General features: G+C 66.3%; 14 protein-coding genes. 8 read left to right on the forward strand and 6 right to left on the reverse strand.

Going from position 1 to position 17,644, the window contains the following annotated elements:
- Nucleotides 1-69: 69 nt before the first annotated feature.
- On the reverse strand, nucleotides 70-516 hold the full coding sequence (locus IFR23_RS08685; RefSeq protein WP_192975527.1) for a DNA polymerase III subunit chi: 447 nt from the start codon (nucleotides 514-516) through the stop codon (nucleotides 70-72).
- A 108-nt stretch (nucleotides 517-624) separates the two neighbouring features.
- On the reverse strand, nucleotides 625-2,100 hold the full coding sequence (locus IFR23_RS08690) for a leucyl aminopeptidase (RefSeq protein WP_093397480.1): 1,476 nt from the start codon (nucleotides 2,098-2,100) through the stop codon (nucleotides 625-627).
- A gap of 183 nt (nucleotides 2,101-2,283) precedes the next feature.
- Between IFR23_RS08690 and IFR23_RS08695 the strand changes: the two genes are divergently transcribed.
- The 4 genes from IFR23_RS08695 to rsmA all read left to right on the forward strand — a co-directional run bounded on the left by IFR23_RS08695 (nucleotide 2,284) and on the right by rsmA (nucleotide 7,984).
- Nucleotides 2,284-4,551 carry an LPS-assembly protein LptD gene (locus IFR23_RS08695; protein WP_446740895.1) on the forward strand — a complete coding sequence of 756 codons (2,268 nt, stop codon included), beginning with the start codon at nucleotides 2,284-2,286 and terminating at the stop codon, nucleotides 4,549-4,551.
- Nucleotides 4,552-4,630: 79 nt separating this feature from the next.
- Nucleotides 4,631-6,127: a peptidylprolyl isomerase gene (locus tag IFR23_RS08700; RefSeq protein WP_374956427.1), complete on the forward strand. Its 1,497-nt coding sequence runs from the start codon at nucleotides 4,631-4,633 to the stop codon at nucleotides 6,125-6,127.
- Complete coding sequence (gene pdxA, locus IFR23_RS08705; RefSeq protein ID WP_192975529.1) at nucleotides 6,105-7,142, forward strand: 4-hydroxythreonine-4-phosphate dehydrogenase PdxA; 1,038 nt, start codon at nucleotides 6,105-6,107, stop codon at nucleotides 7,140-7,142. The genes IFR23_RS08700 and pdxA overlap by 23 nt, the downstream gene beginning before the upstream one ends.
- 11 nt (nucleotides 7,143-7,153) lie before the next feature.
- On the forward strand, nucleotides 7,154-7,984 hold the full coding sequence (gene rsmA, locus IFR23_RS08710; protein WP_192975530.1) for a 16S rRNA (adenine(1518)-N(6)/adenine(1519)-N(6))-dimethyltransferase RsmA: 831 nt from the start codon (nucleotides 7,154-7,156) through the stop codon (nucleotides 7,982-7,984).
- A 161-nt stretch (nucleotides 7,985-8,145) separates the two neighbouring features.
- Here rsmA and IFR23_RS08715 read toward each other — a convergent pair whose 3' ends face one another.
- The 3 genes from IFR23_RS08715 to guaB form a co-directional block, all read right to left on the reverse strand.
- Nucleotides 8,146-8,646, reverse strand: a complete 501-nt coding sequence (locus tag IFR23_RS08715; protein WP_192975531.1) for a tetratricopeptide repeat protein — start codon at nucleotides 8,644-8,646, stop codon at nucleotides 8,146-8,148.
- A gap of 56 nt (nucleotides 8,647-8,702) precedes the next feature.
- On the reverse strand, nucleotides 8,703-9,890 hold the full coding sequence (locus IFR23_RS08720) for an RsmB/NOP family class I SAM-dependent RNA methyltransferase (RefSeq protein ID WP_192975532.1): 1,188 nt from the start codon (nucleotides 9,888-9,890) through the stop codon (nucleotides 8,703-8,705).
- Between the two features lie 570 nt (nucleotides 9,891-10,460).
- Nucleotides 10,461-11,918 (reverse strand): IMP dehydrogenase, encoded by a 1,458-nt coding sequence (gene guaB / locus IFR23_RS08725; RefSeq protein ID WP_060525500.1) that lies wholly within the window; start codon nucleotides 11,916-11,918, stop codon nucleotides 10,461-10,463.
- Nucleotides 11,919-12,038: 120 nt separating this feature from the next.
- Here guaB and IFR23_RS08730 point away from each other — a divergent pair, with 120 nt between their 5' ends.
- On the forward strand, nucleotides 12,039-13,025 hold the full coding sequence (locus IFR23_RS08730) for an SPFH domain-containing protein (RefSeq protein ID WP_192975533.1): 987 nt from the start codon (nucleotides 12,039-12,041) through the stop codon (nucleotides 13,023-13,025).
- Nucleotides 13,025-13,462 carry an NfeD family protein gene (locus tag IFR23_RS08735; RefSeq protein WP_192975534.1) on the forward strand — a complete coding sequence of 146 codons (438 nt, stop codon included), beginning with the start codon at nucleotides 13,025-13,027 and terminating at the stop codon, nucleotides 13,460-13,462. The genes IFR23_RS08730 and IFR23_RS08735 overlap by 1 nt, the downstream gene beginning before the upstream one ends.
- Nucleotides 13,463-13,589: 127 nt before the next feature.
- Here the strand turns inward: IFR23_RS08735 and IFR23_RS08740 are convergent, their stop codons facing one another.
- On the reverse strand, nucleotides 13,590-15,200 hold the full coding sequence (locus IFR23_RS08740) for a phosphoenolpyruvate carboxykinase (RefSeq protein ID WP_192975535.1): 1,611 nt from the start codon (nucleotides 15,198-15,200) through the stop codon (nucleotides 13,590-13,592).
- Nucleotides 15,201-15,375: 175 nt separating this feature from the next.
- Here IFR23_RS08740 and IFR23_RS08745 point away from each other — a divergent pair, with 175 nt between their 5' ends.
- Entirely contained in the window at nucleotides 15,376-16,083 is a 708-nt protein-coding gene (locus IFR23_RS08745) for a response regulator transcription factor (RefSeq protein ID WP_056058673.1), read from the forward strand.
- Nucleotides 16,052-17,635 (forward strand): sensor histidine kinase, encoded by a 1,584-nt coding sequence (locus IFR23_RS08750; protein WP_192975536.1) that lies wholly within the window; start codon nucleotides 16,052-16,054, stop codon nucleotides 17,633-17,635. Before IFR23_RS08745 ends, IFR23_RS08750 begins: the two co-directional genes overlap by 32 nt.
- Nucleotides 17,636-17,644: the final 9 nt, after the last annotated feature.

Consider the following 17,644-nt stretch of genomic DNA (forward strand, 5'->3'; position numbering starts at 1 on the left):
GGTCACGGGCTCCTGTGTTGACGGTAATCGGATGCGCGGCGCTTAGGCGGGGGACGCGTTTAAAGCAACCTATGCAGCCTGTTCCCAGCGGCCGGAGTCATTCTGCTTCCAGTAGCGGCGTTCGACGTCGTCGCGGTCGGCGAGCGCTTTCCAGGCGAGGCGGGCTTCGCGGATGGCTTCGTCGTCGAAGATGTGGAAGGCTCGGTCAAAGGTTAGGATAAGGTCACGCCAACGTCCGTCTACCACCGCGACATTGCGGGCGGCGTTTGCGGGAGCGGCTTCCTGGATATCTTGAGTAATTAGAATGGGTTGAGCGGTATCGTCGGTGCTGCCGGCCTGGGCGTGGGGGAGGAAGCTCTCGGGAGCATAGGACCAGAGCAGGCGGTCGAGCGCGACGCGTTGTTCTTCGGGTTCGGCGACGATCAGGAGGCGGCCGCCAGTTTGGACGACGCGCTCGGCGATGCGCGGGAGGACGCGGTCGAGGGGGCTGGTTAGGTGGTAGAAATCGACCTGCATTCTTACTCCCCGCTGTTCCCCCGCGAAGGCGGGGGGCCAGGGTCACGATCGGTGTCGGTACTTAGCTGGGCCCCCGCGTCCGCGGGGGAACAGTTCTACTCTCGGAGCTTACCCCTCGAAATTATCGGCGACGAACTGGTCGAGCAGGCGCACGCCGTAGCCGGTTGCGCCCTTGTCGTGGTTCGTCCCCGGCTTGTCCGACCAGACCATGCCGGCGATGTCGAGATGCGCCCACTTCACGCCTTCGTCGACGAAGCGCTTGATGAACTGTGCGGCGGTGATCGAGCCGGCGCCGCGGGGGCCGACGTTCTTCATGTCGGCGATCGGCGAGTCGATCAGCTTGTCGTAGGCGGGCGACAGCGGGAAACGCCAGAGCGTGTCGCCGGTGGTCTTGCCCGCCGCGATCAGCTGGTCGGCGAGCGCGTCGTCATTGGCGAAAATGCCGCCATTCTCGGTGCCGAGCGCGACGATCATCGCCCCCGTGAGCGTCGCGAGATCGACGATCGTGGTCGGCTTGTGCGCCTGCTGCACCCAGGTCACGCAATCGCACAGCACGAGGCGACCCTCGGCGTCGGTGTTCAGCACTTCGATCGTCTGGCCCGACATCGAGGTGATGACGTCGCTCGGGCGAAGTGCTGCGCCGTCGGGCATGTTCTCGACCAGGCCCATGACGCCGACGACGTTCGCCTTCGCCTTGCGGCCGGCGAGCGCCTTCATCGCCCCGGCGACCGCACCCGCGCCGCCCATGTCCCACTTCATGTCTTCCATGCCAGCGCCGGGCTTGATCGAGATGCCGCCCGAATCGAACGTCACGCCCTTGCCGACGAACGCCAGCGTCGGCGCATCGGCCCCTGCCCCGTTCCACTTGAGCGCGAGGATGCGTGCTTCACGGCGTGAGCCCTGGCTGACGCCGAGCAGCGAGCCCATGCCGAGCTCGGTCATCTGCGCTTCGTCGAGTACGGTGATCTCGAGCCCGAGACCTTCGACGTCCTTCGTCACCTTCTCGACGAAGCTCTCGGGGTAGACGACGTTCGGCGGCGACGTGACGAGCCAGCGCGTCAGGTCGAGACCCTCGGTGACCGCGGCGGCCTCGTTCCAGGCGGCATCGGTGCCGTCGGGCGCGCCGGCGATGGTGATCTCGGTCAGCGTCGGCTTCGACTTCTCGGCGAGCTTGGTGCGGTACGTGTCGTAGCGCCATGCGCGCTGGGCGGCGGCAGCGGCGAAGTGCGCAGCTGCCTTGGCAGTCGGCGTGGCGCCGGCCGAGAGGTCGGCAACGACCGAGGTTGCACCCGAGGTCAGCAAACGTGCGGTGATCGCACCGCCGGCCTTCTCCCAATCGGCGGTCTCGCCCGCACCGACTCCGACGAGCAGGACCTGACGAACCGCGCCGTCGACCGGCACGAACAGCTCGACCACCGAGCCTGCCTCGCCTGCAAAGCGTGCCGCAGTCGCTGCGCTGGTCGCCACTGCCTCGCCGTCACCGCCGATCGCGCTCCACTTGATCTTGGCCACGCCGTCCTTTGCAACGGGGACGGCGAGGATCGGGGCGTTGGCGGGAACGGTCGGGGCGAAGACAATCTGCATGAAGAAACCTCGGGAAGCTTTTGAACGGTAGGATGGGCTTGGCTCTAAGTTGATGCCGCGGGCTTGGCAAAGCAAGGTGGCGGCCTGTCATCTCACGGCGATTGCAGCGAAGCGCCGGTGGTGCGATAGGCGGGCGATATGGCGGCAAACGGCTGCCCAGTGCCAAAGGGGTTGGTTCGGATCGTGTTGCGTATCGACCTTTTGACGGGTTGCGCCCTTTCGCTCGCGCTGGCGACCGGACTCGCGACTGCTCCTGCGCAAGCCCAGGACTTCCAGAACCGCCCGGTCGCGCCACCGGTGCCCGAAGCGCCGGTCGCCAATGCGTCGCCGACGACGCCGGCCGAAGACCAGGTGCAGTTCAGCTCGACCGCGCTGGAATACAACACCAACACCGATATCGTCACCGCGACCGGTGAAGTCCGGATGTTCCGCCAGGGCAGCCGACTGCGCGCCGACAAGGTCGTGTGGAACCGCAAGACGGGCAAGGTCGTCGCGACCGGCAACATCGCGGTTACGAATCCCGAAGGCGACATCGCGTACGGCGACGAGATCAATCTGACCGATTCGTTGAAGGACGGCGTGGTCGACAACATGCTCGTCGTGCTCGAACAGGGCGGACGCCTCGCGGCCGAGCAAGGCACGCGCGAAACTGATGGTACCGTCAATCTGAAGACGGCGGCCTACACGCCGTGCAGCGTTACCAACACCGCCGGTTGCCCTAAGGAGCCGACGTGGAAGATCACCGCGGTCCGCGTCACCTATCGCCCCGAGCGCAAGCGCATCTTCTACAAGGGCGCACGGCTGCACCTGTTCGGCCTGCCGAGCCTGCCGCTGCCCGAATTCTCCAACCCGGTCGGTGGCGGCAGCGATAGTGGCCTGCTCTCGCCCAACGGTGGCTATAGCCGCGTCAACGGCGTCGAAGTCAGCGTCCCCTATTACTGGAAGCTTGCCCCGAACCAGGGGCTGGTCATCACGCCGCATATCTACAGCAGCGTGCTGCCGATGGCGCAGGTCGATTATTCGGCACTCAATTCCAAGGGCGCGTTCAAGATCCGCGCCTATGCGACCGAGAGCCGCCGCAGCGACGACCTGACGACCGCAAACCCGACCGACACCAGCATGGCGTTCCGCGGCTATATCGACGGCATGGCGCGCTATCAGTTGACGCCGAACTGGACCGCGAGCGGGTCGCTCCGCCTGACGACCGACCGGACGTTCCTGCGCCGCTACGACATTTCGCGCGACGACCGACTGCGCACCACGGCGAGCCTGGAGCGGATCGACGACAGTAGCTATTTCTCGCTGAGCGGCTGGTACGCGCAGACGTTGCGCGTCAACGACAAGCAGGGGGACCAGCCGATCGCGCTGCCTGAGATCGATTATCGCAAGCGGTTCGACGACGGCCTCGTCGGCGGGCGGTTCCAGCTCCAGCTGAACACGCTGGCGCTGACCCGCACCGACGGCCAGGACACGCAGCGCGCGTTCGCGAGCCTGCAATGGGATCTGCGCCGCTTCACCAACTGGGGCCAGGAGGTCACGTTCACCGCGTTCGCACGCGGCGATCTATACAATAGCAACGAGATCGATAAGACGAGCATCCTCAGCTATCAGGGGTTCGGCGGCTTCCGCCAGCGCGCCATCGGCGCGGCGGCAGTGGATGTGAAATGGCCGTTCATCGGCACGTTCCTCGGCGGCACGCAGCGGTTTACGCCGCGCGTCCAGTTCGTCGCGGCGCCCAAGGTCGCCAATATTTCGCTGCCGAACGAGGATTCGCGTGCCGTCGATCTCGACGACACCAACCTGTTCTCGCTCAACCGCTTCGCGGGCTATGATCGGTTCGAGGATTCGTCTCGCGTCACCTATGGTGGCGAATGGGCGCTCGATTTGCCGGGCATCACCTTCACTACCAACGTCGGCCAGAGCTATCGTGTCGACAAGCGGCCGACGATCCTGCCAGACGGCACCGGGCTCAGCGATCGGTTCTCCGACATCGTCGGGCGCAGCGAGCTTCGGTTCCGCGACTTCGTGTCGATCGTCCATCGCTACCGGCTCGACAAGGACGGCTTCGCGATCCGCCGCAACGAGGTCGACGCGACGATCGGATCGCGCGCGACCTATGTGCTGGTCGGGTATCTGAAGCTCAACCGCAACATCGATCCTACGATCGAGGATCTGCGCGACCGCGAGGAAGTCCGCGTTGCGGGGCGCGTGCAGTTCGCGCGGTTCTGGTCGGCGTTCGGCTCTGGCGTGGTCGATCTGACCAACGCATCGGAGGATCCGCTGTCCCGCAGCGATGGCTTCACGCCGATCCGCCACCGGCTGGGCGTGCAGTATGAGGACGATTGCCTGCGTCTCGGCGCGACATGGCGGCGGACGTACAACGACACCGGCGACGCGCGTAAGGGCAACAGCTTCCTGTTGACGCTGGCCTTCACCAACCTCGGCCGCTAAGCCCGCGTTCAGCTACTATGGGGCAAACCGCGCCGGATATGTGCCGTCATTGCCATGACGGTGCGGATTACGGCGTGCGATGATGGGATACCGACACTTGAAGCATGATGTTCGACTGGCGGCGCGTGGCGGCCGTGTGATCGGTTCGGTGGTTCTGGCCGCACTGACGGCGAGCGCGATCGCGCAGGCCGTGCCACCCAAGGCTGCGCAGGGCAAACGTGGGGCGCGACCTGCGCCAACCCAGCCGGCCCAGGCTCAGCCTACACCGACTCAATCCGCCCCGGCTCCCTCGGCTCCGGGCCAGACGGTTCAGGATCAGAGCGTGCCGGACAATACCGGTCTCGACATTCCGACCAACCTGCAGATCTTCGGCAAGGTCGATCCCAACGTCCGCAAGCCGACCGCGATCGTCAACGATACGGTCATCACCGGCACCGACGTCGACCAGCGCGTCGCCTTGGTTGCGATGGCGAACGAGGCGAAGCTCTCGCCGGAGGATCGCGAGCGGCTCAAGCTGCAGGTGCTCCGCCAGCTGATCGACGAGACGCTGCAAATCCAGGAAGCCAAGACCGCCGACATCACGATCACCCCCGCCGAGCTCACGCAGAGCTATGACGGCGTGTCGAAGCGCTTCAATCGTACCCCCGCTGCAATGCGCGCGTATCTGCGCGAGTCCGGATCGTCCGAGCGCTCGCTCAAGCGCCAGATCGAAGGCGAGCTTGCCTGGCAGCGCTATCTGCGGCGCCGCGTCGAGCCGTTCGTCAACGTCGGCGACGAGGAGGTGAAGTCGATCATCGACCGTCTCCAGGCGGCCAAGGGCACCGACGAGTTCAACCTCAAGGAAATCTATCTCGCGGCGACCCCGGCCAACAGCCAGCAGGTCTTTGCGAACGCCAAGCAGATCCTGCAGGAAATCCAGAAGGGCGCGCAGCCGTTCGAATATTTTGCACGCCAGTTCTCGGAAGCCTCGACGCGTGCGGTCGGCGGCGATCTTGGCTGGATTCGCGCGGCCACGCTGCCGGCGCAGTTGGCCGAAGCCGCGACGACGATGCAGGTCGGCCAGGTCGCGGGACCGATCGAGGTCTCGGGTGGCTATTCGATCTTGTATCTTACCGACAAGCGGCAGGTGCTGACCGCCGATCCGCGTGATGCAAAACTCAGCCTGAAGCAGCTGACGTTGCGTTTTCCGCCGAACACCAACCAGGCGCAGGCGGCGGCGCGGGCGCAGGCGTTCGCCAAGGCGACGCAGGAATTGCGCGGCTGCGGTACGGTCGAGAAGGTTGCGGCCGGGATCGGCGCGGACGTGGTCGACAACGACACGGTGCGTATCCGCGACCTGCCGCCGCAGCTCCAGGAGGTGATGCTGAAGCTTCAGGTCGGCGAATCGAGCCCGCCATTCGGGTCCGCGGAACAGGGCGTTCGCGCGCTGGTGCTGTGTGGTCGCGACGAGGCGGCTGGCGGTTCGGTGCCGAACTCCGAGCAGATCCAGGGGCAGCTCGAACAGCAGCGCGTCAACCTGCGCGCCCAGCAGAAGCTGCGCGATCTGCGGCGCGATGCCGTGGTCGAATATCGTTGATTGGATCGTGACCCGCATCTCGCCGTTGGCGGTTTCGATGGGTGATCCTGCCGGGATCGGGCCCGAGATCATCGCCAAGGCGTGGGATGCGCGCGAGGCCCATGGCTTGCCGCCGTTCGTCGCGGTCGGCGATGCGCGGGCGATCGAACGGGTCTGGGGCGGCCCGATCGCGCGGATTGCGGATCTGAGCGCAGCGGCATCGGTGTTCGGCGAAGCGTTGCCGGTGCTGACGGTGGGCGATGCGGGCGCTATCGTACCAGGCGAGCCCGATGCGGACGGGGCGCGGTGTGCGCTGCATTCACTGGAGTTGGCGGTCGGTCTCGTTCGCACTGGCGCGGCGCGTGCGCTGGTGACCGGTCCCGTATCGAAGTCGCAACTCTACGCGATCGGCTTCAGCCATCCCGGGCAGACCGAGTTCGTCGCTGAGCGCTACGGCGTCGCGGGCGACAATGCGGTGATGATGCTCGCCGGACCATCGCTGAAGGTGGTGCCGATCACGACTCACGTGCCTTTGAAGGACGTATCCGGGTTGCTGACGGTCGACCTGATCGTTGCCAAGGCGCGCGCGACCGCTCGGGGATTGCTGCGGAACTTCGGTATCGAGAACCCGCGGCTCGCCTTTGCCGGCTTCAATCCGCATGCTGGCGAACAGGGGGCGCTTGGCCGCGAGGAGATCGACATCATCGCGCCGGCGATCGCGATCCTTCGCGATGAGGGTATCGATGCGACCGGGCCGTTCGCGGCGGACACGATGTTCCATCCAAGGGCGCGGGCGACCTATGATGTCGTGATGTGCTGCTATCACGACCAGGCGCTGGTGCCGTTGAAGACGATCCATTTCGACGAGGGCGTGAACATGACGCTGGGCCTGCCGATCGTGCGAACCTCGCCCGATCACGGCACCGCGTTCGCGATCGCCGGCAAGGACATTGCCGAGCCCGGCGCTATGATCGCGGCTATCGCGATGGCGGGCGAAGCGGCGGACCGGCGCGCTCAGACCGCTGTCCAGTCGTGAGCGAGGCTGCATTGACGGAGCTTCCCCCGCTGCGCGAGGTGATCGCGCGTTATGGGCTGAACGCGAGCAAGGCGCTTGGGCAGAATTTCCTGTTCGACGGGCAGTTGCTCAAGCGGATCGCGGCAGTGCCGGGCGATCTTCAGGATGCCGAGGTGCTCGAAGTGGGGCCCGGCCCGGGCGGCCTGACGCGCGCATTGCTCGCGGCGGGTGCGCGGGTGACGGCGATCGAGCGTGACCGGCGGTGTATCCCTGCGCTGGCAGAGCTCGGCGAGGCGTATCCGGGGCGGCTGCGGGTCATCGAGGGTGACGCGATGGAAGTCGACGCGCCTGCGCTGTTCGAGGGCAAGCCGCATATCGTGTCGAACCTGCCGTACAACATCGGCACGGCGTTGCTGGTGGGGTGGCTGTCGACGTCGTGGCTGCCGTGGTGGCAGTCGTGCACGCTGATGTTCCAGAAGGAAGTTGCCGAGCGGATTGTCGCCAAGACCAACGACGACCATTACGGGCGGCTGGCGGTGCTGGCGCAGTGGCGCTCGACTGCGCGAATCGCGATGCCGGTGCACCGGTCGGCGTTTACGCCGCCGCCGAAGGTGATGTCGGCGGTGGTACATCTCACGCCGGTCGAAGCGCCGGACGGGGTGAACTTTGCGGTTTTGGAGCGACTGACGGGCGCGGCGTTCGGGCAGCGGCGCAAGATGCTCCGGCAGAGTTTGAAGGGGGTTCCGGGGGCGCTCGATGCGCTGGAGCGGATCGGGGTTGAGGCTACGCGGCGGGCTGAGACGCTGTCGGTTGCCGACTTCGTGGCGTTGGCGAAAGCTGTCGGCTTACCGGTACGCACCTAAGCGGACTGCATTCGACGTAGGACCATGGCGCACCACCCTGGTGTAGGCCGGGGCCCAATTGGAGAGGTGGCAGTAACCTCGCACCGTCCACACTTAGCACCGTTCCCCAATTGGACCCCGGCCTTCGCCGGGGTGGTGAATGGGGTGAATCCGCTGGTAGCTCAGTCCTTGGCGGCGATTGGCGTCTTCTCGACCTGCGCGGTCGCAATCGGTGGGCCCTTTGCGATTACCGCCGCGAGTTGCGTCGCTTCGGGGCAGACACCCTTGCAGAGCGTGCGGATCTTCATGAGGTTGTCCTTCGCGCGGACCACGGCGCCCTTGGCGACCAAAGCCTCGCCCTGCCCCTTCAATGCGGCGACATCGTTCGGCTCCAGCAGCAAGGCCTCGCGGTACAGGCGGATTGCCTTGCCTGGCAGGTCGCGCGTCTCGGCGACCTTGGCGAGCAACAGGAACGCGCCCCGGTTGCGCGGATCGACCGCGACGGATGTTTCGAGCACATCCGTGGCACCGTCTAGATTGCCCGCGGCGACCAGCGAACGCCCCTGCGCCAACAGCTGCATCGAGCGCGCGTCGATCTGGGCGTCGGGACGCTGCCCGCTGAGCGAAGTCGACACGCATACGACGGTCAGCGCGGCGGCAAGGGCAACGGACAAAAAACGCATCATCGTCTCCAGGCGGGATACAGGTTTGGCCGTAAGTTGAACCATAGGTCGGCTGGCTAGCACGCAGCCCGGAGGCGCGCGACAAAAAAGCCGTCGGTGCCGTCGCGGCCCGGTTCGAGGCGGACGCCGTGGCCGTGCTTCGCGCCGGCGGGGAGCGACAGGGCTTCCGTCGTCCAGCCGGGGTTCGCGTTGAGGAACCAGGTGACTTGGTCGGTGCCCTCGGCGTCGAGCAGCGAGCAGACGATGTAGACGAGCGCACCGCCTGGCTTGACCAGCGTGGCGGCTACGGAGAGCACCTGCTGCTGCGTCGATTGGAGCCGCGAGACACGGTCCGGGGTGAGCCGCCAGCGTGCCTCGGGGTTACGCCGCCAGGTGCCGGTGCCCGAGCAGGGGGCGTCGACGAGCACGCCGTCGGCATGGCCTGCCCATTCGCTCAGCGCCTCGATCTCCCGCGTTGGGTTGAGCAGGCGGCTCTCGACGATCGTTGCACCGGCGCGGGTGGCGCGGGGGGCAAGGCGCGAGAGGCGGTTGCGGTCGGTGTCGCAGGCGAGGATCACGCCTTCGTTCTTCATCGTTGCGGCCAACGCGAGCGTCTTGCCGCCCGCGCCTGCGCAGAGATCGACTATGCGTTCGCCGGGTTTCGCCTGCATCGCGAGGCCGACTAGCTGGCTACCTTCGTCCTGCACTTCGAGCGCGCCTTCGTTGAAGAGCGGGAGTGCTTCGACGTTGGTGCCTGTGGGAAGGCGGATGCCGTCCGGAGCGTGGGGGGTGGCTTCGGCTTCGGGGAGCGCGGCGAGCACGGTCGCGCGGTCGGCGATCAGCGTGTTGACGCGGAGGTCTAGCGTGGCGCGGCCGGCGAGGTCGGTGAGTGCGGCCCCGTCGAGGCCGGAAGCGCGCAGGGCCTTGCTCAGCCACTGCGGCGCGACGCCCGCGCGGGCACGCGGTTCGTCCTTGGCGATCGGGGCGGGCGCGTGGGTGGAGCCGTCGAAGGTTGCGGCGACTTCCGGATCGGCGTCGGCTACGAGCAGCATCGCGGTGCGACCGTTTTCGGGGCGGTCTCCGGCCTTGCGGATCGCGGCGTAGACGAGGTCGCGGACGGCGCGGCGGTCCTTCGAGCCGGCGTAGCGGCGGGTGGCGAAATAGCGGGCGATCAGCGTGTCCGCGGCGGCGCCGGACTCGCGGGCGGCGGCGATGATCTGGTCGAGGAGTTCGATCGCGGCCTGGGTGCGTGCGGGGGGAGTCACTTGTTGGCTCCCGACTTGGCGTGGGTTCGGGGGGGGGCTGGGTAGAGAGTGTTCGTCATCATCCCCTCCCCTAGCCCCTCCCGCGGGCGGGAGGGGAATAATTTCGGGGTTTGGGCTCGAGCCCGGTCGCGGGCTGGGGCTCGGCCCTTCCCTCCGTCATCCCGGCGAACGCCGGGACCCATGGACACGGTGGACCCGGCGATAGCGTTCAACCACTACCCGGCCCGCAACCATGGGTCCCGGCGTTCGCCGGGATGACGAAGGGGGGCAGCGGGATGACGGATGGGGCAGTGGTTTGTAGGTCAGACCGCCGTTTGTCGGGGATTGCCCACGCAAATTCGTTCGTCATTCCCGCGCAGGCGGGGATCCATATTCTCGAACGGTTGCGATCTTACCGCACCGTTAGCCAGTATGGGTTCCCGCCTTCGCAGGAATGACGGGAGGCGTGGGAGCAAGCATTTGACTTGCTTGGGAACGCTCCATTTCGGTCACTTGAGCCACCACCGAACGAGCTTGCGGAACCCGACCCACCCCCGGCCTCTCCCTTTCAGGGAGAGGGGGAAAGTGCCTTCACCGCGTCGGGTAGTTCGGCGCTTCCCGCGTGATCGTCACGTCGTGGACATGGCTTTCCATGAGCCCCGCGCCGGTGATCTGCACGAACTCCGCCCGCGCTTGGAGATCCGGGATCGTCGCCGAGCCCGTATACCCCATCGCCGCCTTGATGCCGCCGACGAGCTGGTGAACGACATCCCTCGCCGGGCCCTTGTACGCGACCTGTCCCTCGATACCCTCGGGCACGAGCTTGAGTTGATCCTTGATGTCACCCTGGAAATAACGGTCCGCCGACCCGCGGCCCATTGCGCCGACCGAGCCCATGCCGCGGTACGATTTGTACGCGCGGCCCTGATACAGGAACGTCTCCCCCGGTGCTTCGTCGGTGCCGGCGAGCAGCGAGCCGATCATGACGGTCGAGGCGCCCGCCGCGAGCGCCTTCGCCATGTCGCCCGAGGTGCGGATGCCGCCGTCGGCGATCACCGGCACGCCGGCCTTGTGGCCTGCCTCGGCGCAATCCATCACGGCGGTGAGCTGCGGCACGCCGACGCCGGCCACGACGCGGGTGGTGCAGATCGAGCCGGGGCCGATGCCGACCTTGATCCCGTCCGCGCCTGCGCCGATCAGCGCGCGCGTCGCTTCGCCGGTCGCGACGTTGCCAGCCACCACCTGCACCGAGTTGGACAGCTTCTTGACGCGCTCGACTGCGCGGCCGACGTCGCGGTTGTGGCCGTGCGCGGTGTCGATCACGATCAGGTCACAGCCGGCGTCGACCAGCTGTTCGGTCCGGTCGAAGCCCTTGTCGCCGACCGTGGTCGCCGCCGCCACGCGCAGGCGGCCCGCCTCGTCCTTGGTCGCATCCGGGAACATCACCGCCTTCTCGATGTCCTTGACGGTGATCAGCCCGACGCAGCGATACTGCGCATCGACCACCAGCAGCTTCTCGATGCGGCGGGCGTGGAGCAGGCGGCGCGCTTCTTCCTTGCCGACTTCGGTCGAGACGGTGGCGAGGTTCTCGTGCGTCATCAGCTCGCTGACGGGCTGTTTTGGATCGCCCGCGAACCGCACATCGCGGTTGGTGAGGATACCGACGAGCTTGCCGTCCGCCTCAACCACCGGGATCCCGCTGATCCGATGGCCCGACATGAGGGCCTGCGCTTCGGCGAGGGTGGCGGTCGGCTTGATCGTGATCGGGTTGACCACCATGCCCGACTCGAACCGCTTGACCTGACGAACCGCGATGACCTGCTCCTCGACGGTCAAGTTGCGGTGGAGCACGCCGATGCCGCCAAGCTGCGCCATGACGATGGCCATGTCGGCTTCGGTGACGGTGTCCATCGCGGACGAGAGGATCGGGATGTTGAGCGCGATGCCGCGCGTCAGCTGAGTCCGGGTATCGGCCTGGCTGGGCAGCACGTCCGATTCCCCCGGATACAGGAGGACGTCGTCGAATGTGAGGCCGAGGCGGATATCCATGAGAGCTGCCGTTCCTGGGTGTGAGGTGGCGCGCCATGTAACCAAAGGCGCGGCGTACGGCTAGGCCCCACCTTCGCGGACGTGCTATAGCGGTGCGATACACGGATGGGGGATTGTTCGATGGGCCTGATCGTTGCCGCGCTCCTGCTGGCACTGGTGCTGCTGTACCTCTTCACCAGCATCAAGATCGTCCATCAGGGCTATCAATACACGATCGAGCATTTCGGCCGGTTCACCACGGTCGCGCGGCCCGGCTTCAATTTCTATCCCGCGTTCTTCTACCGCGTCGGGCGGAAAGTGAACATGATGGAGCAGGTGATCGACATCCCCGGCCAGGAGATCATCACCAAGGACAATGCGATGATCTCGACCGACGGGGTCGTGTTCTTCCAGGTGCTCGACTCGGCGAAGGCGGCGTATGAGGTTTCGGACCTGTACCAGGCGCTGTTGCAGCTCACGACGACCAATTTGCGCACGGTGATGGGGTCGATGGACCTCGACGAGACGCTGTCGAAGCGCGACGAGATCAATGCGCGGCTGCTTAACGTGGTCGATCATGCGACGACGCCGTGGGGGGTGAAGATCACCCGCGTCGAGATCAAGGACATCCGGCCGCCGGCGGACATCGTCAATGCGATGGGGCGGCAGATGAAGGCCGAGCGCGAGAAGCGGGCTAACATTCTCGATGCGGAGGGTTCGCGGGCTTCGGAGATCCTTCGGGCCGAGGGACAGAAGCAGGCGCGAATCCTCGAGTCCGAGGGACGCAAGGAATCGGCGTTCCGCGATGCCGAGGCGCGCGAGCGGGCGGCGGTGGCGGAGGCTTCGGCGACGCGCGCTGTGTCTCAGGCGATCGAGGAGGGTGGCGCGCAGGCGATCAATTATTTCATCGCGCAGAAATATGTCGAGGCGATCGGCAAGTTCGCGACCTCGCCGAATGCGAAGACGATCCTGTTTCCGGTCGAGGCTACGCAGTTGATGGGGACGCTTGGGGGGATTGGCGAGCTGGCTAAGGATGCGCTCCGCGATGCGACCGCGTCGCCGCCGGCCAAGCCTGCCGCTCGGGGCCCGTTCGAGTTGTCGAAGTCGACCGAGGTTCCGAAAAGCTGATGGACGCGATCGGGGCGGCTGGCGCTTGGTTGATCGCGGCGTTGGTGCTGGGGATTGCCGAGCTGGCGGTGCCGGGGGTGTTCCTGGTGTTCCTCGCGATTGCTGCGGCAGTGACCGGGGTGGCGGTGTACGTGTTACCGGACTTGCCGGTGCCGGTGCAGCTGGCGGCGTTCGCGGTTTGGAGCGTGGTTACCGTGCTGATCGGGAAGCGCTGGTACCGGGATTACCCGGTCGAGGGTGGGGATGCGATGTTGAACGATCGGTCTGCTCGGTTGGTGGGTCAGGTTGTGGTGGTGGAGGCGGCGCTGGTTGGCGGGCGTGGTCGGGTACTGGTGGGCGACGGGAGCTGGCCGGCGCGTGGCAGCGATGCGGTGGTTGGCGCACGCGTTCGGGTAACGGCAGTTGTCGACGGTGAAGTCGTGGTCGAGCCCCTCTGAACCCTCTCCCTTGGGGAGAGGGAAGCCGCGTAGCGGCGAGGGTGAGGGCACGCCGTATCACGTGCCCTCACCTTCCCACCCGACTTCGTCGTGCGGGCCCCTTCCTCTCCCTAGGGGGAGAGGAGTTTTAAGCCGCCTCTTTAACCTTTGGCGCCGCCTGACGGACACCTTCGTCGACATGCTCGGCGAACTGCGCAAAGTTTTCCACGAACAGATCGACCAGTTTCGCCGCAGTCGCGTCATAGGCGTCCTTGTCCGCCCAGGTCGTCCGCGGGTCGAGGATCGCGCTGTCGACGCCCGGAACGCTCACCGGCACCTGGAACCCGAAGTTCGGGTCCGTCCGGAACTCCCCATCATTGAGGCTCCCGTCTAGCGCCGCGTTCAGCAGCGCCCGCGTTGCCTTGATCGGCATGCGGTTGCCGACGCCGTATTTGCCGCCGGTCCAGCCGGTGTTGACTAGCCAGCAATCGACGCCACCCTTCGCGATCCGCTCCTTCAGCAGGTTGCCGTAGACCGACGGATGCCGCGGCATGAACGGCGCGCCGAAGCAGGTCGAGAAGGTCGCGTCGGGCTCGGTCACGCCGATTTCGGTCCCGGCGACACGCGCGGTGTAGCCCGAGAGGAAGTGGTACATCGCCTGGTCGGGCGTGAGCTTCGCGATCGGCGGCAGCACGCCATACGCGTCCGCGGTCAGCATCACGATGTTGCGCGGCACCGGCCCCATGTTCTCGGCCGACGCATTCGGGATGAAGTCGATCGGGTACGCGCCGCGGCTGTTCTCGGCGAGCGTGTGGTCGTCGAGGTCGAGCAGCCGCGTCGCCGGGTCCATCACGACGTTCTCCAGCACCGTGCCAAAGCGCTTGGTGGTCGCGAAGATTTCGGGCTCGGCATCGGCGGAGAGGCGGATCATCTTGGCGTAGCATCCGCCCTCGAAATTGAAGACGGCGGTGTCGGACCAGCCATGCTCGTCGTCACCGATCAGCGTCCGGCTGGCATCGGCCGACAGCGTCGTCTTGCCAGTGCCCGACAGGCCGAAGAACACCGCCGTGTCGCCATTCACGCACATGTTCGCCGAGCAGTGCATCGGCATCACGCCGGTCGGCGGGAGCAGGTAGTTGAGCAGGCCGAACACCGACTTCTTCATCTCGCCGGCGTATTTCGTGCCGCCGATCAGGATCAGCTTGTCGGTGAAGTTGACCGCGATCACTGTCTCGCTGCGGCAGCCATGGCGCGCGGGATCGGCGCGAAAGCTCGGCAGGTCGACGATGGTGTAGTCCGCGACGAAGTCCTTCAGCGCCGCCTGTTCGGGACGGACCAGCATCGTCCGGATGAAGAGGTTATGCCACGCCAGTTCGGTGACGACGCGGACGTTGACGCGGTGGTCGGGCTGCGATCCGCCGTACAGGTCCTGCACGAACAGTTCGTCCTTGGCGGCGAGCGCGGCGAAGAAATCCTCCTTCAGTGCGGCGAAATGCGCAGGCTCCATCGCCTTGTTGCTCTTGCCCCACCAGACCGTCGTATCCGTCTCGCCATCGCGGACGATGAACTTGTCCTGCGCCGATCGACCGGTATGCGGCGCGGTTTCGACGACCAGCGGACCGTCCGCGGACAGCGTCCCCTCGCCGCGTTCGAGCGCGGCTTCGACAAGCTGCGCGGTGACCAGGTTCCAGTGCAGGGTGGCGCGGGTGTCTATCCCCTGCACGGCCAGGCCGCCGGCCGGAATACGTTCGTTGGACAAGGCATCTCTCCAGATGGTTTCGCATACGTATGTATGTCGTTGATCCGGGATGTAGGCGGCGGCCCCGCACCGGTCAAATGAGCTGCCCTGGTGCAGTTCCGATACGGCTCCAGTTGAGTGCCACAGCGGATTGGCCTACGCCGACAAGCCAACGACCGAGGCAGACGACCCAGAAATGACGGCAACGATCGCGCTGGTCGACGACGACCGCAACATCCTGACCTCCGTGTCGATCGCGCTGCAGACCGAGGGCTTCGTCACGCGCGTCTATTCGGACGGCGAGACCGCGTTGAAGGCACTGACCGACAACCCTCCGGACCTCGCGGTATTCGACATCAAGATGCCGCGAATGGACGGGCTCGAACTGCTCCGTCGGTTGCGCGAGAAGAGCCAGATCCCAGTGATCTTCCTCACCAGCAAGGACGACGAGCTCGACGAGGCGCTGGGGCTGGCGATGGGCGCGGACGACTATATCGCCAAGCCATTCTCGCAGCGGCTGCTGATCGCTCGCATTCGTGCGATCCTGCGGCGTACCGAACTCACCCAGTCGCCGGGCACGGAGACCGAGGCGGAAGCTGCGGGGCCTCTCGATCGCGGGCGGCTCAGCATGGACCCGGCGCGACACCGCACGCTGTGGGGGGGCGAGCCGGTCACGCTGACCGTCACAGAGTTCATGATCCTCGAGACGCTCGCGCAGCGGCCCGGCATCGTCAAGACGCGCAACCAGCTGATGGATGCGGCGTATCAGGACGACATCTATGTCGATGACCGGACCATCGACAGCCACATAAAGCGACTCCGCCGTAAATTCAGGCAGGTCGACCCAGCCTTCGACGCTATCGAGACATTATATGGTGCCGGGTATCGATTTTCTGAGGAATGAGCTCGGCGTAGATGGCCGCGATCTCACGCTGCGCTGGTCGGGACAGATCTCGCTCACGCGGCGTATCCTGGCGGTCAACATCTTCGCGTTGCTGTTGCTCGCAGGCGGGTTCTTCTACCTCGATTCGTATCGCAGCCGCGTCGTCGACAACCGCGTTGCGCAGACCGCGCGCGAAGCACGACTGATCGGCGAAGCGATTGCCGCGGTCGACCCGGCGTTGCGCGATCCGCTGGTGCTGAGGCTCGCGCGCGATACGGGGTCGCGGATCCGGTTGTTCGATGCGGGCGGGCGGACGATCGCCGACAGCCGCGTACTGGGCCTGCGCAACTTCGTACTGATGGACCCCGACAAGGAAGACTGGGACCAGACGATCGCCCGCTTTCTCGACGCATCGATCGACGTGATCGTGATGGCCCCGCGCCCGCCGCTGTACCGCGAGCGCAGCGGTCCGCAGCAATGGCCCGACGTGACCGCAGTCCGCGGACGCAGCGCCGTCTCCACGACAGTCTGGCGCGCGCCTGATCGTACGCCCGTGCTGACTGCCGCCGCGCCGCTCAGCGCCGGCGGGGTCGTGATGACAACGGTCAATGCGCGGGACATTACCAAGACGGTGCGGATCGAGCGGTTCCGGCTCAGCATGGTGCTGCTCGGGGTGTCGATCGTCTCGGTCCTGCTGTCGCTGTTCCTCGCCCGCACGATCGTCCGTCCCTTGCGCCGCCTTGCCCGTGCGGCGGTTCGTGTCCGCCTCGGCCGAGCGCGCGAAGTCGTGGTGCCGCGCCTGCCCTCGCGTCGTGACGAACTCGGCATGCTCGCGCGCGCGCTGTCGGACATGAGCCTCGCGCTGAGGGCGCGCATCGACGCGACCGAGGCGTTCGCTGCGGACGTCACGCACGAGATGAAGAACCCACTCGCCTCGCTCCGATCCGCGGTCGAGGGACTGTCACGCGTCAAGGACCCGGCGTTGCAGGCGCAGCTGCTCGCGATCGTTCGTGACGACGTGCACCGGCTCGATCGGCTCCTCTCGGACATTTCCGAAGCGTCGCGACTCGATGCGCAGCTCAGCCGCGCCAAGTTCGAACCGGTCGACATCGCCGCGATGATCGACGGACTGGTCGCGCAGCGCGACGCACGCGGCGTGGAGCGCGGGATCCGCCTGCGCTTCGATCGCAATCCCGATGATCAGACGATCATAGTCGGCGAAGGCGCGAGGCTCGAACGCGTCTTCGAGAACCTGATCGACAACGCGCTGTCCTTCTCTCCGGACGGCGGCCTCATCGCGATCTCGGCGGTCCGACAGGACGACGAACTCGTGATCCGCGTCGAGGACGAAGGCCCTGGCGTTCCCGAAGAGGCGCGCGAAGACGTGTTCAAGCGCTTCCACTCGGTCCGCCCCGACAGCGAGACGTTCGGCCAGCACTCCGGGCTTGGCCTCGCGATCGCGCGGACCATCGTCGACGGCCATCAGGGCTCGATCGTCGTCGAATCGCGCGAGGACCGGCTCGGCGGCGCGCGCTTCGTGGTGCGGCTACCGCTCGCCGATATACCGTTGTAAGGAACGCAC

It is taken from the genome of Sphingomonas sp. CFBP 13603, from assembly GCF_014892665.1.
GTDB lineage: Bacteria > Pseudomonadota > Alphaproteobacteria > Sphingomonadales > Sphingomonadaceae > Sphingomonas.